A 23,636-nucleotide genomic window follows, 5' to 3' on the forward strand; every position below is an offset into this window, starting at 1 on the left:
TATGCTGGATCTAACAGCATTTCCTGGTTTCGCGGATGTAGTGTAGAATGCGGCGTTTTCGGATTAAAAAACGTCAGGCACAGAACAGCGGCCTCATGAGACTCGTAAGGCATAATTAACTCTAAATATGAAGAATATACGTAACTTTTCGATCATCGCTCACATCGACCACGGTAAGTCGACGCTGTCTGACCGTATCATCCAGATTTGCGGTGGCCTTTCTGATCGCGAAATGGCGGCCCAGGTTCTGGACTCCATGGACCTTGAACGTGAGCGTGGCATTACCATCAAGGCGCAGAGCGTCACCCTGGATTACAAAGCCAGCGATGGCGAAACCTATCAGCTCAACTTTATCGACACCCCGGGCCACGTTGACTTCTCCTATGAAGTATCGCGCTCCCTGGCGGCGTGCGAAGGCGCGCTGCTGGTGGTTGACGCCGGGCAGGGCGTAGAAGCCCAGACTCTGGCGAACTGCTATACCGCGATGGAAATGGACCTCGAAGTCGTCCCGGTTCTTAACAAGATCGACCTGCCTGCCGCCGACCCTGAGCGCGTAGCGGACGAGATTGAAGATATCGTCGGTATCGACGCTCACGACGCGGTTCGCTGCTCGGCGAAAACTGGTGTTGGCGTGCCGGATGTGCTGGAACGTCTGGTACGCGATATTCCGCCGCCGGAAGGCGATCCGGACGCGCCGCTGCAGGCGCTGATTATCGACTCCTGGTTCGATAACTATTTAGGCGTCGTGTCGCTGGTGCGTATTAAAAACGGCACCATGCGCAAAGGCGACAAAATTAAGGTGATGAGCACCGGTCAGGTCTATAACGCCGACCGTCTGGGCATCTTCACCCCGAAACAGGTTGACCGTACCGAACTGAAATGCGGCGAGGTAGGCTGGCTGGTTTGCGCCATTAAAGACATCCTCGGCGCGCCGGTGGGCGATACCCTGACCGCGGCGCGTAATCCAGCGGATAAAGCGCTGCCGGGCTTCAAAAAAGTGAAGCCGCAGGTCTACGCCGGTCTGTTCCCGGTGAGCTCTGATGACTATGAGAACTTCCGCGATGCGCTGGGTAAACTGAGTCTGAACGATGCTTCCTTATTCTACGAGCCGGAAAGTTCAACGGCGCTGGGCTTTGGCTTCCGCTGCGGCTTCCTCGGTCTGCTGCACATGGAAATCATTCAGGAGCGTCTGGAGCGTGAATACGATCTGGATCTGATTACCACCGCGCCGACGGTAGTCTATGAAGTAGAAACCACCTCTAAAGAGGTTATCTACGTCGATAGTCCATCGAAGCTGCCGCCGCTGAATAATATTCAGGAACTGCGTGAGCCGATCGCCGAATGTCACATGCTGCTGCCGCAAGAGTTCCTCGGCAACGTGATTACCTTGTGTATCGAGAAACGCGGCGTGCAAACCAACATGGTTTACCACGGCAAACAGGTTGCGCTGACCTATGAAATCCCGATGGCGGAAGTGGTCCTCGATTTCTTCGACCGTCTGAAGTCCACCTCCCGCGGCTATGCGTCGCTGGATTATAACTTCAAGCGTTTCCAGGCCTCTAACATGGTGCGCGTTGACGTGCTGATCAACGGCGAGCGCGTCGATGCGCTGGCGTTAATTACGCACAACGACAACGCGCCGTATCGTGGCCGCGAGCTGGTCGAGAAGATGAAAGAGCTGATCCCGCGTCAGCAGTTCGATATCGCGATTCAGGCGGCCATCGGTAACCACATCATCGCGCGCTCTACCGTGAAACAGCTGCGTAAAAACGTCCTAGCGAAATGCTACGGCGGCGACGTCAGCCGTAAGAAAAAGCTGCTGCAGAAGCAGAAAGAAGGTAAGAAGCGTATGAAACAGGTTGGTAACGTTGAACTGCCGCAGGAAGCGTTCCTCGCCATTCTGCACGTTGGTAAAGACGGCAAATAATCTAAGGAGTTGGCATGGCGAACATGTTTGCCCTGATTCTGGTCATTGCGACCCTTGTGACAGGGCTGTTGTGGTGTCTGGATAAGTTCATATTCGCACCAAAACGTCGTGAACGTCAGGCCGCTGCTCAGGCAGCGACTGGCGATCAGCTGGACAAGAAAACGCTGAAGAAGGTTGGCCCAAAGCCGGGCTGGCTGGAAACCGGCGCCTCGATCTTCCCGGTGCTGGCGATTGTGCTGATTGTGCGTTCGTTTATCTATGAGCCGTTCCAGATCCCGTCAGGTTCGATGATGCCGACCCTGCTGATTGGCGATTTTATCCTGGTGGAGAAATTCGCCTACGGTATTAAAGATCCGATCTACCAGAAAACGCTGATCGAAACCGGCCATCCGAAGCGTGGCGACATCGTGGTGTTTAAATATCCGGAAGATCCGCGCCTTGACTACATCAAGCGTGCGGTTGGTCTGCCGGGGGATAAAGTCACTTACGATCCGGTGGCTAAACAGGTGACGATTGAGCCTGGCTGCGCGTCGGGCCAGGCATGCGGGAGCGCCTTGCCGATCACCTACTCAAACGTTGAGCCGAGCGATTTCGTTCAGACCTTCTCCCGTCGCAACGGCGGTGAAGCCACCAGCGGTTTCTGGCAGCTGCCGAAAGGCGAAACCAAAGCCGACGGTATTCGTCTGACCGAGCGCAAAGAGACGCTGGGCGAAGTGACCCACCGTATTCTGACGGTACCTATCGCTCAGGATCAGGTGGGGATGTACTATCGTCAGTCCGGTCAGCCGCTGGCGACATGGGTCGTTCCGCCGGGTGAATACTTCATGATGGGCGACAACCGCGACAACAGCGCCGACAGCCGTTACTGGGGCTTCGTGCCGGAAGCGAACCTGGTGGGTAAAGCCACCGCCATCTGGATGAGCTTCGAAAAACAGGAAGGTGAGTGGCCAACCGGCGTACGTTTATCGCGCATCGGCGGCATCCACTAATTCCTCGTCTTAATTCGCGCTGCCGGTGCAATAATGGCAGCGCGAATTATTTAGTATTTAAATCCATCCAAACTAACGACATCCCTTGTCGTTGCGTATAGAATATCCCCCCGAAGTTTTTGGTTGTCTCTCGAAAGAGTGACACTGCACACGAAACCGCGTTGGTTAGTTTCTGCCCTTATATATCAAGGGTATGTATGCTCAGGTCGGTTTCGTGTGCTGCATCTTTGACGCATTCATTTATTGGTAACGCATGAACCCCATCGTAATTAATCGGCTTCAACGAAAGCTGGGCTACACTTTTGTTCATCAGGAGCTGTTGCAACAGGCATTAACTCACCGCAGTGCCAGCAGCAAACACAACGAGCGTCTCGAGTTTTTAGGCGACTCTATTTTAAGTTTCGTGATCGCCAATGCGCTCTATCATCGTTTCCCGCGGGTAGACGAAGGGGATATGAGCCGTATGCGCGCGACGCTGGTGCGAGGCAATACGCTGGCGGAAATCGCCCGCGAATTTGAACTGGGCGAGTGCCTGCGCCTTGGGCCTGGCGAGCTGAAGAGCGGCGGTTTTCGTCGCGAATCGATTCTGGCTGACACCGTAGAAGCCTTAATCGGCGGGGTTTTCCTCGACAGCGATATTCAAAATGTTGAACGCTTAATCCTCTCCTGGTACCAGACTCGTCTGGATGAAATCAGCCCGGGCGATAAGCAAAAGGATCCGAAGACTCGTCTGCAGGAGTATCTGCAGGGGCGTCATCTGCCGCTGCCGTCCTACCTGGTCGTCCAGGTTCGCGGCGAAGCGCACGATCAGGAATTTACTATCCACTGCCAGGTCAGTGGCCTGAGTGAACCGGTGGTTGGCACAGGTTCCAGCCGTCGCAAGGCGGAGCAGGCTGCCGCCGAACAGGCGCTGAAAAAACTGGAGCTGGAATGAGCGAAGAAAAAAGTTATTGCGGATTTGTCGCCATCGTTGGTCGTCCAAACGTTGGCAAATCCACGCTGTTGAACAAGCTGCTTGGGCAGAAGATTTCGATCACTTCCCGTAAAGCGCAGACTACCCGTCACCGCATCGTCGGTATCCATACCGAAGGGCCGTATCAGGCGATTTATGTTGATACCCCGGGCCTGCATATGGAAGAGAAGCGCGCGATTAACCGCTTAATGAACAAAGCGGCCAGCAGCTCGATTGGCGACGTGGAACTGGTTATCTTTGTCGTTGAAGGTACCCGCTGGACGCAAGATGACGAGATGGTGCTGAACAAGCTGCGCGATGCGCGCGCGCCGGTGATTCTGGCCGTCAACAAAGTTGATAACGTGCAGGAAAAAGCGGATCTGCTGCCGCATTTGCAGTTCCTTGCCAGCCAGATGAACTTCCTCGACATCGTGCCGATTTCTGCGGAAACCGGCACCAACGTTGATACTATCGCGTCGATCGTACGTAAACATCTGCCGGAAGCGATTCATCACTTCCCGGAAGATTACATTACCGACCGTTCCCAGCGTTTCATGGCTTCCGAGATCATCCGCGAAAAGCTGATGCGTTTCCTGGGCGCTGAACTGCCGTACTCCGTGACCGTCGAAATTGAACGTTTCGTGAGCAACGAACGCGGCGGCTACGACATCAACGGCCTGATCCTCGTCGAGCGTGAAGGGCAGAAGAAGATGGTAATTGGCAACAAAGGCGCCAAAATCAAAACCATCGGCATCGAAGCGCGTAAAGACATGCAAGAGATGTTTGAAGCGCCGGTGCACCTCGAACTGTGGGTCAAAGTGAAATCCGGCTGGGCCGATGACGAGCGCGCGCTGCGCAGTCTCGGTTACGTTGACGACCTCTGAGTTAACGCAACGTGGATGGATGGCAGCGCGCCTTTGTCCTGCATAGCCGACCGTGGAGCGAAACCAGTCTGATGCTGGACGTCTTCACGGAAGAGTCCGGTCGCGTGCGCCTGGTTGCCAAAGGCGCACGCTCCAAACGTTCTAATCTCAAGGGCGCTTTACAGCCCTTCACCCCCTTACTGGTTCGCTTCGGCGGCCGCGGCGAAGTCAAAACCCTTCGCAGTGCGGAAGCCGTCTCGCTGGCGCTGCCGCTTAGCGGCATCACGCTCTACAGCGGTCTTTACGTAAACGAGCTCATCTCCCGCGTGCTTGAGCACGAAACGCGCTTCTCCGAACTCTTTTTCGACTACCTGCACTGCATCCAGGCGCTTGCCGGGGCCAGCGGTTCGCCGGAGCCCGCGCTGCGGCGCTTTGAGCTGGCGCTGCTCGGGCACCTGGGCTATGGCGTGGATTTCCTCCACTGTGCCGGCAGCGGCGACCCGGTGGATGACACCATGACCTACCGCTATCGCGAAGAAAAAGGCTTTATCGCCAGCCTGGTGATTGATAACAGCACGTTTACCGGGCACCATTTGAAAGCGTTGGCTAGCCGCGAGTTTCCGGATGTAGATACGCTGCGCGCCGCGAAGCGCTTTACCCGCATCGCCCTGAAGCCGTATCTTGGAGGGAAACCGCTCAAGAGCCGGGAATTGTTTCGCCAGTTTATGCCCGCGCGAAAGGCGCGAGCCGATAATACGAATAATGATTAACGAGGATTGTCATGGCTGAATTACTGTTAGGGGTCAATATTGACCACATTGCGACATTGCGTAACGCGCGCGGTACCGCTTATCCGGATCCGGTGCAGGCGGCTTTTATTGCAGAACAGGCCGGCGCCGATGGTATTACCGTGCACCTGCGCGAAGACCGCCGCCATATCACCGATCGTGACGTGCGCATCCTGCGCCAGACGTTGCACACCCGAATGAATCTCGAAATGGCGGTTACCGAAGAGATGCTGGCGATTGCCTGCGAGACAAAACCGCACTTTTGCTGCCTGGTGCCGGAGAAGCGTCAGGAAGTGACCACCGAGGGTGGGCTGGACGTGGCCGGACAGCGCGATAAGATGCGCGACGCTTGCAAACGTCTGGCGGATGCCGGCATCCTGGTCTCCCTGTTTATTGACGCCGATGATGAGCAGATCAAAGCGGCTGCCGACGTGGGCGCGCCGTATATTGAAATCCACACCGGCTGCTATGCCGATGCCAAAACCGATGCCGAACAGGCTAAAGAGCTTGAGCGTATCGCCAAAGCGGCGACCTATGCCGCCAGCCTTGGACTAAAGGTGAACGCCGGTCACGGTCTGACCTATCATAACGTGAAAGCCATTGCCGCCTTGCCGGAAATGCACGAACTGAATATCGGCCATGCCATTATTGGTCGCGCAGTGATGAGCGGTCTGAAAGAGGCTGTCGCGGAAATGAAACGCCTGATGCTGGAAGCGCGCGGCTAATGGCGATTCTCGGGCTGGGTACCGACATCGTCGAAATCGCCCGCATCGAAGCGGTGATCGCCCGTAGCGGCGATCGCCTGGCGCGCCGGGTGCTGAGCGATCACGAATGGAGCATTTGGGAGCAGCACCAGCAGCCGGTGCGTTTTCTGGCAAAACGCTTTGCGGTCAAAGAAGCGGCGGCGAAAGCGCTCGGAACCGGTATTCGCAACGGCCTGGCGTTTAATCAGTTCGAAGTTTACAACGATGAATTGGGCAAGCCGAAACTGCGGTTATGGGGCGAAGCAAAGCTTTTAGCCGAACGGATGGGGGTAAGCGCTATTCACGTCACTCTCGCCGATGAACGCCACTACGCCTGCGCCACGGTGATCGTCGAAAGCTAAACCCGCGGTTAAAGCTTATCCGCGTGGTGCATGAGCACGAATTTATCCCACAACTGTTCTTCATTCTCGACGTGCGCCGGATCTTTGAGAATAGTATTCGGGATCGGGCACACTTTCTGGCAGGTTGGCGTGTCGTAGTGGCCCACGCACTCGGTGCAGCGGTTGCTGTTAATCTCATAAATGCTCTCGCCCATCGAAATGGCCTCATTTGGGCACTCCGGTTCGCACATATCGCAATTGATGCATTTTTTGGTGATTAACAGCGCCATCAGGAAAATCTCAGAAACAACACAAACAGGGCGGGCATTATACGCCCATTTTCTACTCAGACCAGCTTTTTCACCAGCGCTTCGCTAGCGTCTATATTTATAACCCCGTTGAGCCTGAATATGTACCTGGTACATTTATTAACTTGCTTGTTGTACCCCGTACACTTATGATGATTTTATAATCATGATACGCAGGATGCGGTATGTACACTTTTATTGAGCTGCAGGGTTTCAGTAAACGGCGTCAGGCGCTTCTACCGGATGACGAGTTTCGCGTTTTTCAGGAGGTGTTGATTGAGGATCCTGAGGCTGGCGATACCATCGCAGGGACAGGGGGATTTCGAAAAATTCACTGGAGCCGACCGGGGATGGGCAAGCGTGGCGGGGTGAGAATTATTTATTACAATGTGACGCGTAAAGGGCGAATTTACCTGGCATTGGTCTATCCCAAAAATGAGCTGGATGATTTAACGGAAGAACAAAAGAAGATGCTGAAACAGTTATCCGCTATGCTGGAATAACGCTGAGTTTCTATCACTCCACGGGACCACGTTGTCAGTGGTGCCCACGAGGGCGATGAGGTACAGATGAAAGACGAATTATTTGCCGATCTGCTGGCCAGTGCAGAAGAAATGGTGAGAATTGAAAAAGGTGAGCAAACCCCTGAGCCGCAGCATGTTCACACTTTTAGCCCGATCGATGTGAAAGCTATTCGCGAAGCGACGGGGTTAAAACAGCAGGATTTTGCTCTCGCCGTAGGCGTTAGCTATGACTTAGTTAAAAGCTGGGAAACTAAACGGCGTCAGCCAACCGGGGCGCCGCGAAAATTGCTGCTTTTATTACAGCTCAATCCTTTTATTATCAATCAGCTCAAAACAATCTAATGTTTGTGGGCATCGCCAGATGCCCATTTTCTACTCAGACCAGCTTTTTCACCAGCGCTTCGCTATGTCGTATCCGTTCCGGCGCGTGTTCGAGATCTTGCTGCACCAGCGCCATAAAGAGGAGATCGGTGAGCATCATTTGCGCGCTGGTGGAGGAGATCGCCGCGCTGCGCGTCGCCTGCTCTTCAGCAATAGTGTAGAGACACTGCGAGGCCTGCTGCTGTAAGGCATTGGGAGTAAACCCGGTGATCGCGAGGATCTTGCTGCCGACGCGTAGCGCTTCAGTGGCCGCCATATTGATCTCGCGGCGTTCGCCGGAGTAGGAGATAGCCAGCAGCAGATCGTCCGCCGACATCGCTTGCACCGTTGCCAGCAGCGCATGCATATCCTGCTCGGCGACGGCGTTGATGCCAATTTTCATTAACTTCCAGCTAAAATTGCGCGCCACCAGCCCGGAGGCGCCGATACCGGTAATGATTACCCGGCGAGCATCGCGCAGCAGAGTCACCGCCTCCAGGAGTTTCTCTTCGCTGTTGACGTCCAGCGAGGCGTGCATCGCCGCGATGTTATCTTTGATCAACTTTTCGCCCACCAGACGCAGCGGATCGTCGCCGCGGATTTGGTTGTGTACCGGCACCGAGTGCGGGTCCGGGCTGCTGGCCAGCGCTTCGCTGAGCGCCAGTTTTAATGCCGGAAAGCCTTTGAACCCCATTTTTTGCGCGAACTTCACCACGCTGGACTGGCTGACTCCCGCTTCGCCCGCCAGCTGCTGCGAGCTGAGATGGCGGGTTTGGTCCGGCTGAGCCAGAATAAAGTCAGCAAGTTTTTTGTCGCTCGCCGCCAGCGACGGGTAACGCTGGCGGATGCGGATTAAACAGTTCATGGCTTCTCCGAAGGAGGGCGTTAGCGGCTGAAAGAATTTTGTATTCGATTATAAGTGGAATAATACGAATTAAAAATTCTGCTGTGAAGAATTATGCGAACGGGTCAGATTCTGAATCTTACCTCAACCACGGCAGACAATTTCGCGCTCGTCGCGGCAAGCCTGTTAAGCTATCGACATCGCCAGGAAAATCCGTACCAGAAAGGAGTTCGGTTTGAACAGTAACGCGCGACGAGTCGTGTTTTTCGATCTTGATGGCACCTTGCACCAGCAGGATATGTTTGGCAGCTTTATTCGTTATCTTTTACGTCGTCAGCCGCTCAACGTGCTGGCAGTGGCGGCCTTGTCGCCAGTAGTACTGCTGGGGCTGTTGGTTAACGGTCGCGCGGCGCGCTGGCCGATGAGCCTGCTGCTGTGGGCTGCTACCTGCGGGCGGCGTGAAAGCCATCTTAAGCGTCTGGAGGCGGCGTTCGTTAGCTGGTTTCGCCAGCACGTGACCGCCTTTCCGGTGGTGCAGGGCCGGCTAAACGACTATTTAACCAGTACTGATGCCGACGTCTGGCTGATTACCGGCTCACCGCAGTCGCTGGTGGAACAGGTCTATGCCGATACGCTTTGGCTGCCGCGCGTAAAACTTATCGCCAGCCGTATGAGCCGCCGTCGCGGCGGCTGGGTGCTGACGCTGCGTTGCCTGGGCCATGAGAAAGTAGCGCAGCTGGAACAGCGGATCGGCGCGCCGCTACGTTTATACAGCGGCTATAGCGATAGCGAGCAGGATAACCCGCTACTCTGTTTTTGCCAGCACCGCTGGCGGGTGACGCCGCAGGGCGATCTCCAGCAGCTCGAATAATTCTGCTGCAGGCGAATTATTTGGGCGATATATAGCGCCCATGTATAATGCGCCCCGCTTTTTCTGCAGGAGTGCCGCTGTGTCTGACCACGAATTTAACGATGAATACTGGATGCGCCATGCGCTGACGCTGGCGAAACGCGCCTGGGAAGAGGGCGAGGTGCCGGTGGGCGCCGTGCTGGTACATAACAATCAGGTCATCGGCGAGGGATGGAACCGGCCGATTGGCCGTCACGACCCCACAGCCCATGCCGAAATAATGGCGCTGCGTCAGGGTGGACTGGTTCTGCAGAACTATCGTTTAATTGATGCCACGCTGTACGTCACGCTGGAGCCCTGTGTGATGTGCGCCGGGGCGATGGTGCATAGCCGCATCTCGCGGCTGGTGTTCGGCGCCCGCGATGCTAAAACCGGCGCGGCCGGGTCGTTAATCGATGTGCTGCATCATCCGGGGATGAACCACCGGGTTGAAATTACCGAGGGAATTCTGGCTGAATCTTGCTCTACGATGCTGAGCGATTTCTTCCGCTGGCGGCGGGAAGAGAAAAAAGCGTTGAAAAGAGCGCGGCAGGACGAGGGCTAACGTCCTGCTGTCGGCAACTTCAGCTTAACGTTGTCGACAAGCTTTTCGCCGCGGAATCTAAAGAAGGGCATCGCATACTCTTTATGCTCGCCATCGAGTTCTTCCGGCGTGACGGCTGGATAATCTTCAGCAATCGCCATCTCCTGCGCCGCTTTCCTTTCCTGTTCAGACAAATATCCAACCAGGCTGATATGGTACTTACGAATATTTTCCACGTAGGCGTAAGCCTCATGGCCGCGGGCGTAGCCATATTTTAAGCGGCTGTAGTAGGGCTTCTGGCTCAGCAATGGCAGACGCTGCTTAACATCGGACCAGCTGTTCGGGTTGCCTTTTTGTTTTTTAGTCAGCGCCATTGCGTCAAGCATATGCGCGTAGCCCATATTATAGGCCGCCAGCGCAAACCAGATCCGCTCGTCTTTCGGGATCGCCTCCGGCACTTTGGCCATCATATCCTGCAGATAGCGCATACCGCCGTCTAGGCTCTGTTCGGCATCGGTACGGTCGGTCAGACCTAAACTCTGGGCGGTATTGCGGGTTAGCATCATCATGCCGCGCACCCCGGTCGGCGAGGTGGCCTGCGGGTCCCAGTGCGACTCCTGCCAGGCAATCGCGGCCAGCAGTCGCCAGTCGATCTGCCGGGCGTATTTCTCAAACAGCGGCTTCAGATCCGGCAGCGTATTTTGCACCGCGCGCAGGAAGGTGCGGGTATCAACATAGTCGAAGTCGTTGCCGTGGCCGAGATACTTCTCTTCCAGGCGGGCGAGAGTGCCGTCTTCGTTCATACTATTAAAGAAATCGAGCATGGCTGCCGATAGTGAATTGTCTTCGCTTTTTTCGCTAAACCAGGTGACCGGCTGTTCATCGCTGATATCGAGCGCCACAGCCAGCTCCGGATGCACGCGCTGGAACAGGCTGACGGCGACGGAATCGGCGACGGTATATTCCAGCGTGCCGTCGATGACCGCCTGCATCAGGGCGGTGGTGCCGCGTTTTTCATCGACGCGCCAGTTGAGGTCCGGATATTTGCTCTCCTTCAGCGCCTGCAGGTCGTTAAGGGCGACGTGGCCTGGGGCGATGGCGAGCTGTTCGGCGTTAATCCCGGCCAGCGTGCGCGGGCGATTACCGCCAACGCGATAGACCAACTGCTGCGAAACGGAATAATAGGTAGGGCCTGCCTGATAGTTCTTCACCCGCTCGGTGTTATAGACCAGCCCGGCGGCCAGCATATCGGTTTTACCGGCATCGAGATCGTCGAACAGCTGGCTGATATTCTGCCGCACGGTGACTTTCAGCTTCACCCCAAGGTAATCGGCGAAGCGTTTCGCCAGCTCGTAATCGAGACCGTAGTCTTTGTTGTTGATGGCGGCATAGGTCAGCGGCGAGTTAATGGTACTCACGCGCAGTTCGCCGCGGGCAATGATCCCGGCCACGCGGTTCTCCGGTTTTCCCATCCACGGCAAAGACGGCCACAGCGCCGCCGCCAACAAAAGGGTGACGACGCCGATCAGCAGATAATTAATCTTTAATTTTTTCAAATAGTTAATTTTCTGCAGCGTGGAGTTCCTCAGCTGGGTATATCCGGAAAAAGTAAAAGGTTGCCGTAAGTTGAGCGGCATTTTGCTTAAGAATGCGCCAGTTGGCAACTTATTCGCGATTCATGTCACATTTATTGATAAAACTGATGAATCATTTTATTTCTACGCAAACGGTTTCGTCGGGGCTCAGGATTCTCTATAATGGCGGCCGTTTCCCCCTGGCTCACCTTGAAAGCTTCGAAGACGAGAGACTTATGATGGATATTTTGCGTGGTTCACCTGCACTGTCGGCATTCCGTATCAACAAACTGCTGGCACGTTTTCAGGCGGCCAACCTGCCGGTTAGCACCTTATACGCGGAGTATGTTCACTTTGCCGACCTGAGCGCCCCGCTAAGCGATGAGGAGCGCGAAAGACTGGTCAGACTGCTCAAATATGGCCCAAGCCTCAGCAGCCATACGCCAACCGGTAAATTACTGCTCGTCACCCCTCGCCCCGGCACTATCTCTCCCTGGTCCTCCAAAGCTACCGACATCGCCCATAACTGCGGTTTATCGCAGGTCGTGCGCCTGGAGCGCGGCGTGGCGTACTACGTTGAAGCACAGGGGCTGAGCGACGCGCAGTGGGACGCCGTTGCGGCGGAACTGCACGATCGTATGATGGAGAGCGTTTTCACTGAGCTGGAAGAGGGAGAGAAGCTGTTTGTTCACCATCAGCCGACGCCAGTGACCAGCGTAGACCTGCTGGGCCAGGGACGTCAGGCGCTGATTGACGCCAACCTCCGTCTGGGGCTGGCGCTGGCCGATGACGAAATTGACTACCTGCAGGACGCATTCGTTAAACTTGGCCGCAATCCGAACGACATCGAACTGTATATGTTCGCGCAGGCCAACTCGGAACATTGCCGCCACAAAATTTTTAACGCCGACTGGGTTATCGACGGCCAAAAACAGCCGAAGTCGCTGTTTAAAATGATCAAAAACACCTTCGAGAAAAACCCGGAATATGTGCTGTCTGCCTATAAAGACAACGCTGCGGTAATGGAAGGTTCCGAAGTCGGCCGCTATTTCGCCGACTACCAGACCGGGCGCTATGACTTCCATCAGGAGCCGGCGCACATTCTGATGAAAGTTGAAACCCACAACCACCCGACGGCAATTTCGCCGTGGCCAGGGGCCGCGACCGGTTCCGGCGGCGAGATCCGCGACGAAGGCGCAACCGGACGCGGCGCGAAGCCGAAAGCGGGCCTGGTCGGCTTCTCGGTTTCTAACCTGCGTATTCCGGGCTTTGAGCAGCCGTGGGAAGAGGATTTCGGTAAACCTGAGCGTATCGTGACCGCGCTGGATATCATGACCGAAGGCCCGCTGGGCGGCGCGGCGTTTAACAACGAATTTGGTCGTCCGGCGCTGAATGGCTATTTCCGTACCTATGAAGAGAAAGTGACCAGCCACAATGGCGAAGAGCTGCGCGGCTATCACAAACCGATCATGCTGGCGGGCGGTATTGGCAACATCCGCGGCGAGCACGTCCAGAAGGGCGAAATCACCGTTGGCGCCAAGCTTATCGTGCTGGGTGGCCCGGCGATGAATATCGGTCTCGGCGGCGGCGCGGCGTCATCCATGGCTTCCGGCCAGTCTGATGCCGATCTGGATTTTGCCTCCGTACAGCGCGACAACCCGGAAATGGAGCGCCGCTGTCAGGAAGTGATCGACCGCTGCTGGCAGCTGGGCGATGCGAACCCGATTCTGTTTATCCACGACGTTGGCGCGGGCGGTCTCTCTAACGCCATGCCGGAGCTGGTGAGCGATGGCGGCCGCGGCGGGAATTTCCAGCTGCGCGATATCCTCAGCGATGAGCCGGGAATGAGTCCGCTGGAGATCTGGTGTAACGAATCCCAGGAACGTTATGTTCTGGCGGTCGCGCCGGAACAGCTGCCGCTGTTTGAAGAGCTGTGCCGCCGCGAGCGCGCGCCTTACGCGGTGATTGGCGAAGCCACGGCGGAGCAACACCTTAGCCTGAGCGACAGCCACTTTAACGATCGGCCGATCGACCTGCCGCTGGACGTCCTGCTCGGCAAAACGCCGAAAATGACACGTGACGTGCAAACGCTGAAAGCACAGGGCAGTGAGCTGGATCGTCAACCAATGACGATTGCCGATGCGGTTAACCGCGTGCTGCATCTGCCGACGGTGGCTGAGAAAACCTTCCTTGTGACCATCGGCGACCGCACCGTGACCGGTATGGTTGCGCGTGACCAGATGGTGGGGCCGTGGCAGATCCCGGTCGCTAACTGCGCGGTGACCACTGCCAGCCTCGATAGCTACTACGGCGAAGCGATGGCGATGGGCGAACGCGCGCCGGTTGCGCTGCTCGACTTTGCCGCCTCGGCCCGTCTGGCGGTCGGCGAGGCGTTGACAAACATCGCCGCTACGCAGATTGGCGAACTCAACCGCGTCAAACTGTCGGCAAACTGGATGGCGGCAGCCGGTCACCCGGGTGAAGACGCCGGTCTGTATGAGGCGGTAAAAGCGGTCGGTGAAGAGCTGTGTCCAGCGCTGGGCCTGACTATCCCGGTGGGTAAAGACTCAATGTCGATGAAAACCCGCTGGCAGGAAGGCAGCGAGCAGCGCGAAATGACCTCGCCGTTGTCGCTGGTGATCTCCGCGTTTGCCCGCGTTGAAGACGTGCGCGGCACCGTGACCCCGCAGCTCTCTACGGAAGATAACGCCCTGCTGCTGATCGATCTCGGCAAAGGGCGTAACGCGCTGGGCGCCACCGCGCTGGCGCAGGTCTATCGTCAGTTAGGCGACCAGCCGGCCGACGTGCGTGATGTCGCGCAGCTGAAAGGCTTCTGGGACGCGATGCAGGCGCTGGTGGCGCAGCGTAAGCTGCTGGCTTACCACGACCGCTCCGATGGCGGCTTGTTAGTGACGCTGGCGGAAATGGCTTTTGCCGGTCACTGCGGCGTAACTGCCGATATCGCCGCGCTGGGCGACGACCGTCTGGCTGCGTTGTTCAACGAAGAATTGGGCGCGGTGATTCAGGTTCGCGCCGCGGATCGCGAAGCGGTAGAAGCGCTGCTGGCGATGAATGGTCTGGCAGATTGCGTGCACTACTTAGGCCAGGCGACGGCGGGGGATCGTTTTGTTATCACCGCCGACGGTCAGCCGCTGTTCAGCGAAAGCCGCACCACGCTGCGTATGTGGTGGGCGGAAACCACCTGGCAGATGCAGCGTCTGCGCGATAATCCGGAGTGCGCCGATCAGGAGCACCAGGCGAAGTCTAACGATAGCGACCCGGGTCTTAACGTTAAGCTGTCGTTTGATATCAATGAAGATGTTGCCGCGCCGTATATTGCGACCGGCGCGCGCCCGAAAGTGGCCGTGCTGCGCGAGCAGGGGGTTAACTCCCATGTTGAAATGGCCGCCGCTTTCCATCGCGCCGGCTTCGACGCCATTGACGTGCATATGAGCGATCTACTGGCGGGTCGTACCGGTCTTGGCGACTTCCATGCGCTGGTGGCCTGCGGCGGCTTCTCCTACGGTGACGTACTGGGGGCAGGTGAAGGTTGGGCAAAATCGATTCTGTTCAACGAACGCGTACGCGATGAGTTCGCCACTTTCTTCCACCGCCCGCAGACGCTGGCGCTGGGCGTGTGTAACGGTTGTCAGATGATGTCCAATCTGCGTGAACTGATCCCTGGCAGCGACCTGTGGCCGCGCTTCGTACGCAACCACTCTGACCGCTTTGAAGCGCGTTTCAGCCTGGTTGAAGTTACCCAAAGCCCATCGCTGCTGTTGCAGGGGATGGCCGGTTCGATGATGCCGATTGCCGTTTCGCACGGCGAAGGGCAGGTGGAAGTTCGTGATAGCGCGCATCTGGCTCAGCTTGAAAGCAAAGGCCTGGTGGCGCTGCGCTTCGTCGATAACTTCGGCAAAGTGACGCAAACCTATCCGGCGAACCCGAACGGCTCGGTGAACGGCATTACCGCAGTGACCAGCGAAAGCGGTCGCGCGACGATCATGATGCCGCACCCGGAACGCGTCTTCCGTACCGTCAGCAACTCCTGGCACCCGGAAAACTGGGGTGAAGACAGCCCATGGATGCGCATCTTCCGCAACGCGCGTAAGCAACTGGGTTAATACCGTTTACGTAACGCGTTGTTGATAATGAGCCCCCTGGTCATCAGGGGGCTTTTTTATTTGTGATCGGGGCCGCGTGACGGTGTCGGGAATTACCGACAAACGCGGTTTTGGGGTGTCTCCAAAAGGCGACACTTAATGTACTGATTTTAAAAGATTCTATATATATGCTTATTTGGTGTTGCTAATTAGCGACACCAAGGCCGAATGTTGTGCGATAGGCTTTTGAAGCGGAATTACATGTAATTCTTTATATATCATGCTGTTAATAATTTGTTTTGAAAGGTGGCACACTTCATGCATAATAATTGGCAGTGGCTCATTCACCTTCTTATGTCAGCCCCTTCGGGAAGCGCTACATAAACTTCGAATGACGCACAAACAGGTGCCTGCCGTCCAACTCCTGATAACAGCTCTGCTTTATCAGTCATCGGGCGAAACGTCGAGTAAGGCACCGCCTCATTCCTTAATAAAGGCAGGCTTTAGAGCCTGCCTTTATTGTTTCTGCCGTGGATGTTTCCGCCATCCTCAGTTAGCATCTTCAGGAGCTAATGGTTGAGGCTATATCTTTGAAGCGATTCTCTCTTTTCCCCCGTTCCTTGCGCCAACTGGTGACGCTTTCCTTTGTGCTGATCATGTTGCCGCTGCTTGTCCTGGCATGGCAGGCCTGGCAAAGCCTGAACGCGCTCAGCGCCCAGGCCGCGCATATTAACCGCACCACCTTGACGGATGCGCGGCGTAGCGAAGCGATGGTCAACGCCTCGCTGGAAATGGAGCGTAGCTATCTCCAGTATTGCGTGCTGGACGATCCTACCCTTGAGCGGGTCTATCAAAATCAACGTAAGCGTTATAGCGAAATGCTTGAGGCGCTCTCTGGCGTGTTGCCGGATGCTGACATCTGGCAGACCCTGCGGCAAAACCTCGCCGACCTGGCCCAACTACGTTGCCATAATAGCGCGCCGGACGCCAAAGCCGCGGCGAGCCTCGAAGCCTTTGCCGATGCTAACAATGAAATGGTACAGGCGACCCGAACGGTAATCTTCTCCCGCGGCCAGCAGCTACAGCAGGAGATTGCCGAGCGCGGGCAGTTTTTCGGCTGGCAGGCGCTGGTTCTGTTTCTGCTGAGCCTGACGCTGGTCTTGCTGTTTACCCGCATGATCATCGGCCCGGTGAAGGGCATCGAGAAGATGATTAACCGCCTGGGGGAGGGGAAGTCGCTGGATGATGCGGCGCTGTTCACCGGCCCGCGCGAACTGCGATCGGTCGGTAAACGGATTATCTGGTTGAGCGAACGTCTGGCGTGGCTGGAGTCCCAACGCCACCAGTTTCTTCGTCATCTGTCACATGAACTGAAAACACCGCTCGCCAGCATGCGTGAAGGAACGGAACTGCTGGCGGACCGGGTAGCGGGGCCGCTGACGACGGAGCAGCAAGAAATCGTTGAGATCCTCGATAACAGCAGCCGTAATCTGCAAAAGCTAATCGAACAACTGCTCGACTATAACCGTAAACTGGCCGATGGCCCGGTCGAGCGGCAGAAGGTGGATATTGCCGAACTGGCGCAGACCGTCGTTTCCGCGCATAGTTTACCGGCAAGGGCCAAGATGATGTCTACCGAGCTAGCGCTGGATGAACGCTTCTGCCTGGCGGAGCCGACGTTGCTGACCAGCGTGCTTGATAATCTGTACTCCAATGCGGTGCACTATGGCGCTGAATCCGGTAACATTCGTATTCATAGTTACCGCCACGGCGAGCAGGTTCGTATCGATGTCGCCAATAGCGGCGAGCCGATCCCCGCCGCCGAAAGAAACATGATTTTCGAGCCTTTTTATCAGGGAAGCCACCTGCGTAAAGGGGCAGTAAAAGGCAGTGGTCTGGGGCTGAGTATCGCCCGCGACTGCGTACGGCAAATGCAGGGAGAGCTGAGCCTGGTCGATGACAATCCCGGGTTCATCTGTTTTCGCATCTCGCTCCCCGCCGCTGAGCCGGGAAAAACCAACACATGAATCAACATTGGGTGAATATGTCCCACTTTTTCGCATTGCGCCGTCCTTTACGGGGATGGCTGCTGTCGGGCCTATGCTGCCTGACGCTGGCGGGCTGTTCCGCCGCTATGTCGCCGCGCGCCGCTGACGGCAATGCGCCGCCCGAGCTGCCGGAACATCAGGTGGCGGATTTTCTCTCCGTAGATTGCGCCAATATCTGGTCGCTGGAAAACGATGCCAGTGATAAAAACCCGCTGTACTGGCTGCGTGGTATTGACTGTGCGGATCGCCTGGCGCCGGTACAGGCCCGCGCCGAAGCCAAATTGCATACCGATGATAACTGGCAGGATGCTTTCAAACGCGGCATTCTGCTGGCCGACGCCAAAATCACCCCCGACGAGCGTCGCGAAATGGTTGCCCGCATCGACAGCTTTAGCCCGCAAATCGCCGCGCAGGTCCGCCCGCTGTACCGGCTGTGGCGCGACGGCCAGGCCCGGCAATTGCAGTTATTTGAGGAGCGCTCCCGCTACGGCAAACTTCAGCAATCGAGCGATGCTGAACTGGAAACCTTGCGCCAGCAGGAGCAACAGCTGCGTAGCCAGCTGGATCTGACCACCCGCAAGCTGGAAAACCTTACCGATATTGAGCGTCAGCTCTCCAGCCGTAAGCCCGGCGGCAATTTTAATAGCGGTAGCGACAAGGTACCGGAGGTGATCCATGACGATCCGTAAGCCCGCCCACCTGCTGCTGGTGGACGACGATCCGGGGTTGTTAAAGCTGCTGGGGATGCGTCTGGTCAGCGAAGGCTACAGCGTGGTCACGGCGGAAAGCGGGCCCGAGGCGCTACGCGTGCTGACGCGCGAACGGGTGGACCTGGTGGTGAGCGATTTACGCATGGATGAAATGGACGGCCTGCAGCTGTTTGCTGAAATCCAGAAGGCGCAGCCCGGTATGCCGGTCATCATCCTGACCGCCCACGGCTCCATTCCTGACGCCGTTGCCGCTACCCAGCAAGGGGTGTTTAGTTTTCTGACTAAACCGGTCGATAAAGACGCGCTGTATAAAGCGATTGATGATGCTCTCGAGCAGAGCTCGCCGGCCACCGACGAGCGCTGGCGACAGGCGATTGTCACCCGTAGCCCACAGATGCTGCGGCTGCTGGAGCAGGCCGGGATGGTGGCGCAGTCGGACGTTAGCGTGCTGATTATCGGCCAGAGCGGTACCGGGAAAGAGATTGTCGCCCAGGCGATCCACAACGCCAGTCCGCGCCACGAAAAACCGTTTATCGCGATTAACTGCGGCGCGTTGCCGGAACAATTACTGGAATCCGAACTGTTCGGCCACGCGCGCGGCGCCTTTACCGGCGCGGTCAGCAACCGCGAAGGGCTTTTTCAGGCCGCCGAGGGCGGTACGCTATTTCTTGATGAAATCGGCGATATGCCCGTCGCGCTGCAGGTGAAACTACTGCGCGTCCTGCAGGAGCGTAAGGTGCGCCCGCTGGGCAGCAACCGTGATATCGACATCGACGTGCGCATTGTTTCGGCGACCCACCGCGATCTGCCGAAGGCGATGGCGCGCGGCGAATTCCGTGAAGATCTGTTCTATCGGCTCAATGTGGTTAACCTGAAGATCCCGCCGCTTTCCGAGCGCGCGGAGGATATCCCGCTACTGGCCAATCATCTATTGCGCCAGTCCGCCGACCGTCACAAACCTTTCGTGCGCGCCTTCTCCACCGATGCGATGAAGCGGCTGATGGCCGCCAAATGGCCGGGCAACGTGCGCCAGCTGGTTAACGTGATTGAACAGTGCGTGGCGCTGACCTCATCGCCGGTGATCAGCGATGCGCTGGTGGAGCAGGCGCTGGAGGGTGAGAATACCGCGCTACCGACCTTCGTTGAGGCGCGTAATCAGTTTGAGCTCAACTACCTGCGTAAGCTTTTACAGATAACCAAAGGTAACGTGACGCATGCCGCGCGGATGGCCGGGCGCAACCGCACCGAATTTTACAAACTGCTGTCGCGCCACGAGCTCGACGCCAACGACTTTAAAGAGTAGCCCCGCGGCATAGCGCAAGCTATGATACGGTAAGCAACCGGTTACGCGACAAAGACAGGAAAACCATGAAAAAGATTGATGCGATTATTAAACCGTTCAAATTGGATGACGTGCGTGAAGCGCTGGCGGAAGTCGGGATCACCGGCATGACGGTGACGGAAGTCAAAGGGTTTGGTCGTCAGAAAGGGCATACCGAGCTGTACCGCGGCGCGGAATATATGGTGGACTTTCTGCCGAAGGTGAAAATCGAAATCGTGGTGACTGACGATATCGTCGATACCTGCGTCGATACCATCATTCGTACCGCCCAGACCGGTAAAATCGGCGACGGTAAAATCTTTGTCTTCGACGTGGCGCGGGTGATTCGTATCCGTACCGGTGAAGAAGACGACGCGGCGATTTAATCCTCGCCGCTCGCTGCAGTATTGCCGGGTGGCGCTGCGCTTACCCGGCCTACAAATCCCCGCGTCGTTGGGCTTACAGAACCTTATGCGGGCCGAAACATTCGTAATGAATGTTGTCTTTATTGACCCCTAATTCTACCAGCTGCTTCGCTGCAAATTGCATAAACGCTACCGGGCCGCAGAGATAGAATTGCATCTGCGGGTCGCGAATATTTTCCGCCAGCGGCGCTAAATCCATCAAACCTTCGCTATCAAAACGTCCTGCCTGACGGTCGGCTTCGCTCGGGCTGCGGTACCAGACGTGTGAGGTAAATTTCGGTAGCGTCGCGCCAAGCGCCTTCACTTCGTCCGCAAAAGCGTGAACGTCACCGTTTTCCGCCGCGTGGAACCAGTTCACCTGGCCCTGATGATGGCTTTTCGCCAGCGTATCCAGCATCGCCAGCATTGGCGTTTGGCCGACGCCGCCGGAGAGCAGGGTCACCGGCGTCTGCGCTGCCACGTTAAGGAAGAAGTCGCCTGCCGGTGCGGCTAAATAGACCACGTCGCCTTCGCTGGCGTGGTTATGCAGCCAGTTGGACACCTGGCCGCCATTCTCGCGCTTCACCGCGATGCGATAGCCCTTACCGTCCGCTTTGCGGGTCAGAGAGTATTGACGAATTTCCTGATATTCGAAGGCTTCCGGCTTCAGCCAGATAGCCAGATACTGTCCCGGCAGGTAATCGGCGACCGGCTGACCGTCGACAGGCTCCAGTTCAAAGCTGGTAATAAGCTGGCTGCGCGGGGTCTTCTTAACAATGCGAAACGCACGGGTACCTTCCCAACCGCCATTTTTACTGGCGTTATCCTGATAGATTTCCGCTTCGCGATTGATGAAGACGTTCGCCAGCACGCCATAGGCTTTGCCCCAGGCGTCGAGTACTTCCTGGCCCGGGCTAAACATTTCGTCGAGGGTCGCCAGCAGATGGCTGCCGACGATATTGTACTGCTCCGGTTTAATCTGGAAGCTGGTATGTTTCTGGGCGATTTTTTCGACCGCCGGCAGCAGGGCCGGCAGGTTGTCGATATTGCTGGCGTAGGCGGCAATAGCGTTGAACAGCGCTTCGCGCTGATCGCCGTTACGCTGGTTACTCATATTGAAGATCTCTTTGAGCTCCGGATTATGAGTAAACATGCGGTCATAAAAATGTGCGGTTAACTTTGGGCCGGTCTCTACAAGCAGGGGAATGGTAGCTTTGACCGTGGCGATGGTTTGAGCGTCGAGCATAGCAGCTTCCTTAAATATTATCCTATTGATGCATTTCAAATGCATCTTATATAAATAACCCTGCTATGTAAATGGTTCTTTATCACTTTGCCGCAAAGCCGTTACAACATGAAGAATTTGCATCACAAACCTGAAAAGAAATCCGTTGATAATGTTTGATGCGTTATTGCTCAAAGCCTTGTGTGCTGTGGAGCCAATCGTTTGCGTAAAATCCTTTGTCAAGACCTGTTATCACAGAATGATTCGGTTATACTGTGGGCCGTTGTCCATCAGGACCGCCTTTTTAGGCCAAAATTTTATCGTTAGCTGAGTCAGGAGATGCGGATGTTAAAGCGTGAAATGAACATTGCCGATTATGATGCCGAACTGTGGCAGGCTATGGAGCAGGAAAAAGTACGTCAGGAAGAGCACATCGAACTGATCGCCTCCGAGAACTACACCAGTCCGCGCGTGATGCAGGCTCAGGGTTCCCAGCTGACTAACAAATATGCTGAAGGTTATCCGGGCAAGCGCTACTACGGTGGCTGCGAGTACGTGGATATCGTTGAGCAACTGGCTATCGACCGCGCGAAAGAACTGTTCGGCGCCGACTACGCTAACGTGCAGCCGCACTCCGGCTCGCAGGCTAACTTTGCCGTCTACACCGCTCTGCTGCAGCCAGGCGATACCGTGCTGGGTATGAACCTGGCGCAAGGCGGCCACCTGACCCACGGTTCCCCGGTTAACTTCTCCGGTAAACTGTACAACATCATTCCTTACGGTATCGATGAGTCCGGTAAAATTGACTACGAAGACATGGCGAAGCAGGCTCAGGAGCACAAACCGAAGATGATCATCGGTGGCTTCTCCGCTTACTCCGGTATCGTTGACTGGGCGAAAATGCGTGAAATCGCTGACAGCATCGGCGCTTACCTGTTCGTCGATATGGCGCACGTAGCGGGCCTGATTGCTGCCGGCGTTTATCCGAACCCGGTTCCGCATGCCCACGTTGTTACTACTACCACCCACAAAACCCTGGCGGGTCCGCGCGGCGGCCTGATCCTGGCGAAAGGCGGTAGCGAAGAGCTGTACAAGAAACTGAACTCCGCCGTGTTCCCAAGCGCGCAGGGCGGCCCGCTGATGCACGTTATCGCCGCGAAAGCGGTGGCGCTGAAAGAAGCGATGGAGCCAGAGTTCAAAGTTTACCAGCAGCAGGTTGCTAAAAACGCCAAAGCGATGGTGGAAGTGTTCCTGAACCGCGGTTACAAAGTGGTTTCTGGCGGTACTGAAAACCACCTGTTCCTGCTGGATCTGGTTGATAAAAACCTGACCGGTAAAGAAGCTGACGCCGCCCTGGGCCGCGCCAACATCACCGTTAACAAAAACAGCGTGCCGAACGATCCGAAGAGCCCGTTCGTGACTTCCGGTATCCGTATCGGTTCTCCGGCTGTGACTCGCCGCGGCTTTAAAGAAGCGGAAGTGAAGGAGCTGGCTGGCTGGATGTGCGACGTTCTCGACAATATCAACGACGAAGCTGTTATTGAGCGCGTCAAAGGAAAAGTGCTGGATATCTGCGCACGTTTCCCGGTTTACGCATAATCTTGCCGCGTTAAGATAAAAAAGGCCGCGATTGCGGCCTTTTTTGTGTCTGATGATTAGCGGCGGTCCAGCGAAATTGAACCCGGTCCGGTTATTGCCAGCAGCAGGAAGGCCCCGGCAATACTGACGTTCTTATAGAAGTTAATCATATTCGGCAATACCGCATCGCCGGTCATATCCCAGTAATGGTGGCCGATAACCGCGGTACCCAGGGTGTAAAAAATAAAGATCACCGCCAGCGGGCGGGTAAAGAAACCTAAAATAATCAGAATAGCGGCGGGAACCTCCATGATGACCGCGATAATCGCCGCCAGCGTCGGCAGCGGCGCGCCGGAAGAAGCCATATATTGTACCGTTCCGCTAAATCCCATCAGTTTCGGATAGCCAAAAATAATGAACAGCAGCACGATCGCAATACGTGCGATTAACAGCAGAACAGGGCGGGAAGAGCCAAAGTCAAAATAGCGTAGCGTGTTCATAATCAGTCCTTTATCACAGGCGTGTGATCTAAACGTAATACACATTTTTACTCCCCGCCACGCTGGGAAACTAATATTGTTGCGCTTCGTTTAGCGGCGAT

22 protein-coding genes are annotated in these 23,636 nt (G+C 56.1%); 17 read left to right on the top strand and 5 right to left on the bottom strand.

The genetic code is table 11. The features are described 5' to 3' along the window. The first annotated feature begins 127 nt into the window (after positions 1 to 127). From lepA to acpS, 7 genes are all read left to right on the top strand, one after another. Entirely contained in the window at positions 128 to 1,927 is a 1,800-nt protein-coding gene (lepA, locus tag KGA69_RS12560) for a translation elongation factor 4 (protein WP_008803765.1), read from the top strand. A 14-nt stretch (positions 1,928 to 1,941) separates the two neighbouring features. After that, complete coding sequence (gene lepB / locus KGA69_RS12565) at positions 1,942 to 2,916, top strand: signal peptidase I (protein ID WP_045392778.1); 975 nt, start codon at positions 1,942 to 1,944, stop codon at positions 2,914 to 2,916. 253 nt (positions 2,917 to 3,169) lie between these two features. Continuing rightward, on the top strand, positions 3,170 to 3,850 hold the full coding sequence (gene rnc / locus KGA69_RS12570; RefSeq protein WP_020078171.1) for a ribonuclease III: 681 nt from the start codon (positions 3,170 to 3,172) through the stop codon (positions 3,848 to 3,850). Then, entirely contained in the window at positions 3,847 to 4,752 is a 906-nt protein-coding gene (gene era, locus KGA69_RS12575) for a GTPase Era (protein ID WP_015370290.1), read from the top strand. The genes rnc and era overlap by 4 nt, the downstream gene beginning before the upstream one ends. Positions 4,753 to 4,763: 11 nt before the next feature. Then, the gene (recO, locus tag KGA69_RS12580; RefSeq protein ID WP_015370291.1) at positions 4,764 to 5,501 is read left to right on the top strand and encodes a DNA repair protein RecO; all 738 of its coding nucleotides are present in this window, start codon (positions 4,764 to 4,766) and stop codon (positions 5,499 to 5,501) included. An 11-nt stretch (positions 5,502 to 5,512) separates the two neighbouring features. Next, on the top strand, positions 5,513 to 6,244 hold the full coding sequence (gene pdxJ / locus KGA69_RS12585; RefSeq protein WP_032715172.1) for a pyridoxine 5'-phosphate synthase: 732 nt from the start codon (positions 5,513 to 5,515) through the stop codon (positions 6,242 to 6,244). Next, a complete protein-coding gene (acpS, locus tag KGA69_RS12590) occupies positions 6,244 to 6,624 on the top strand; it encodes a holo-ACP synthase (protein ID WP_015370293.1) in 381 nt (126 codons plus the stop codon). Before pdxJ ends, acpS begins: the two co-directional genes overlap by 1 nt. A gap of 8 nt (positions 6,625 to 6,632) precedes the next feature. Here acpS and KGA69_RS12595 read toward each other — a convergent pair whose 3' ends face one another. After that, the gene (locus KGA69_RS12595; RefSeq protein WP_045386930.1) at positions 6,633 to 6,893 is read right to left on the bottom strand and encodes a YfhL family 4Fe-4S dicluster ferredoxin; all 261 of its coding nucleotides are present in this window, start codon (positions 6,891 to 6,893) and stop codon (positions 6,633 to 6,635) included. 203 nt (positions 6,894 to 7,096) lie between these two features. On the opposite strand from KGA69_RS12595, the gene KGA69_RS12600 reads away from it, so the two are divergent. Beyond that, positions 7,097 to 7,414: a type II toxin-antitoxin system RelE/ParE family toxin gene (locus KGA69_RS12600; protein WP_213292354.1), complete on the top strand. Its 318-nt coding sequence runs from the start codon at positions 7,097 to 7,099 to the stop codon at positions 7,412 to 7,414. A gap of 66 nt (positions 7,415 to 7,480) precedes the next feature. After that, positions 7,481 to 7,777, top strand: coding sequence for a NadS family protein (gene nadS / locus KGA69_RS12605; protein ID WP_045392770.1), 297 nt, complete (start codon positions 7,481 to 7,483; stop codon positions 7,775 to 7,777). A 34-nt stretch (positions 7,778 to 7,811) separates the two neighbouring features. On the opposite strand, the gene KGA69_RS12610 is transcribed toward nadS, so the two are convergent. Then, entirely contained in the window at positions 7,812 to 8,660 is an 849-nt protein-coding gene (locus KGA69_RS12610) for a MurR/RpiR family transcriptional regulator (protein WP_213292355.1), read from the bottom strand. A gap of 214 nt (positions 8,661 to 8,874) precedes the next feature. Here KGA69_RS12610 and yfhb point away from each other — a divergent pair, with 214 nt between their 5' ends. Together yfhb and tadA are read left to right on the top strand one after the other, a co-directional pair. Further along, complete coding sequence (yfhb, locus tag KGA69_RS12615) at positions 8,875 to 9,510, top strand: phosphatidylglycerophosphatase C (protein WP_045392766.1); 636 nt, start codon at positions 8,875 to 8,877, stop codon at positions 9,508 to 9,510. A 79-nt stretch (positions 9,511 to 9,589) separates the two neighbouring features. Further along, the gene (tadA, locus tag KGA69_RS12620; protein WP_045392764.1) at positions 9,590 to 10,093 is read left to right on the top strand and encodes a tRNA adenosine(34) deaminase TadA; all 504 of its coding nucleotides are present in this window, start codon (positions 9,590 to 9,592) and stop codon (positions 10,091 to 10,093) included. On the opposite strand, the gene mltF is transcribed toward tadA, so the two are convergent. Further along, a complete protein-coding gene (mltF, locus tag KGA69_RS12625; RefSeq protein ID WP_063447724.1) occupies positions 10,090 to 11,709 on the bottom strand; it encodes a membrane-bound lytic murein transglycosylase MltF in 1,620 nt (539 codons plus the stop codon). The two genes, tadA and mltF, sit on opposite strands and share 4 nt — an antisense overlap. Before the next feature lie 173 nt (positions 11,710 to 11,882). Here mltF and purL point away from each other — a divergent pair, with 173 nt between their 5' ends. From purL to glnB, 5 genes are all read left to right on the top strand, one after another. Further along, entirely contained in the window at positions 11,883 to 15,770 is a 3,888-nt protein-coding gene (purL, locus tag KGA69_RS12630) for a phosphoribosylformylglycinamidine synthase (protein ID WP_213292356.1), read from the top strand. A 569-nt stretch (positions 15,771 to 16,339) separates the two neighbouring features. After that, positions 16,340 to 17,776, top strand: a complete 1,437-nt coding sequence (locus KGA69_RS12635; protein WP_074165839.1) for a sensor histidine kinase — start codon at positions 16,340 to 16,342, stop codon at positions 17,774 to 17,776. A 17-nt stretch (positions 17,777 to 17,793) separates the two neighbouring features. Beyond that, the gene (gene qseG, locus KGA69_RS12640) at positions 17,794 to 18,486 is read left to right on the top strand and encodes a two-component system QseEF-associated lipoprotein QseG (protein WP_045392809.1); all 693 of its coding nucleotides are present in this window, start codon (positions 17,794 to 17,796) and stop codon (positions 18,484 to 18,486) included. Further along, positions 18,473 to 19,810, top strand: a complete 1,338-nt coding sequence (gene glrR / locus KGA69_RS12645) for a two-component system response regulator GlrR (protein ID WP_042893091.1) — start codon at positions 18,473 to 18,475, stop codon at positions 19,808 to 19,810. Before qseG ends, glrR begins: the two co-directional genes overlap by 14 nt. A 65-nt stretch (positions 19,811 to 19,875) precedes the next feature. Next, entirely contained in the window at positions 19,876 to 20,214 is a 339-nt protein-coding gene (gene glnB / locus KGA69_RS12650) for a nitrogen regulatory protein P-II (protein WP_002914032.1), read from the top strand. A gap of 73 nt (positions 20,215 to 20,287) precedes the next feature. Here the strand turns inward: glnB and hmpA are convergent, their stop codons facing one another. Beyond that, entirely contained in the window at positions 20,288 to 21,478 is a 1,191-nt protein-coding gene (hmpA, locus tag KGA69_RS12655) for an NO-inducible flavohemoprotein (protein ID WP_213292357.1), read from the bottom strand. A 324-nt stretch (positions 21,479 to 21,802) separates the two neighbouring features. Between hmpA and glyA the strand changes: the two genes are divergently transcribed. Further along, a complete protein-coding gene (gene glyA, locus KGA69_RS12660; protein ID WP_015370305.1) occupies positions 21,803 to 23,056 on the top strand; it encodes a serine hydroxymethyltransferase in 1,254 nt (417 codons plus the stop codon). 56 nt (positions 23,057 to 23,112) lie between these two features. On the opposite strand, the gene KGA69_RS12665 is transcribed toward glyA, so the two are convergent. Further along, positions 23,113 to 23,535: a DoxX family protein gene (locus KGA69_RS12665; RefSeq protein WP_045392754.1), complete on the bottom strand. Its 423-nt coding sequence runs from the start codon at positions 23,533 to 23,535 to the stop codon at positions 23,113 to 23,115. Between the last annotated feature and the right edge of the window lie 101 nt (positions 23,536 to 23,636).

Source organism: Klebsiella sp. A52, assembly GCF_018388785.1.
In the GTDB taxonomy this organism is placed as follows: domain Bacteria; phylum Pseudomonadota; class Gammaproteobacteria; order Enterobacterales; family Enterobacteriaceae; genus Klebsiella; species Klebsiella aerogenes.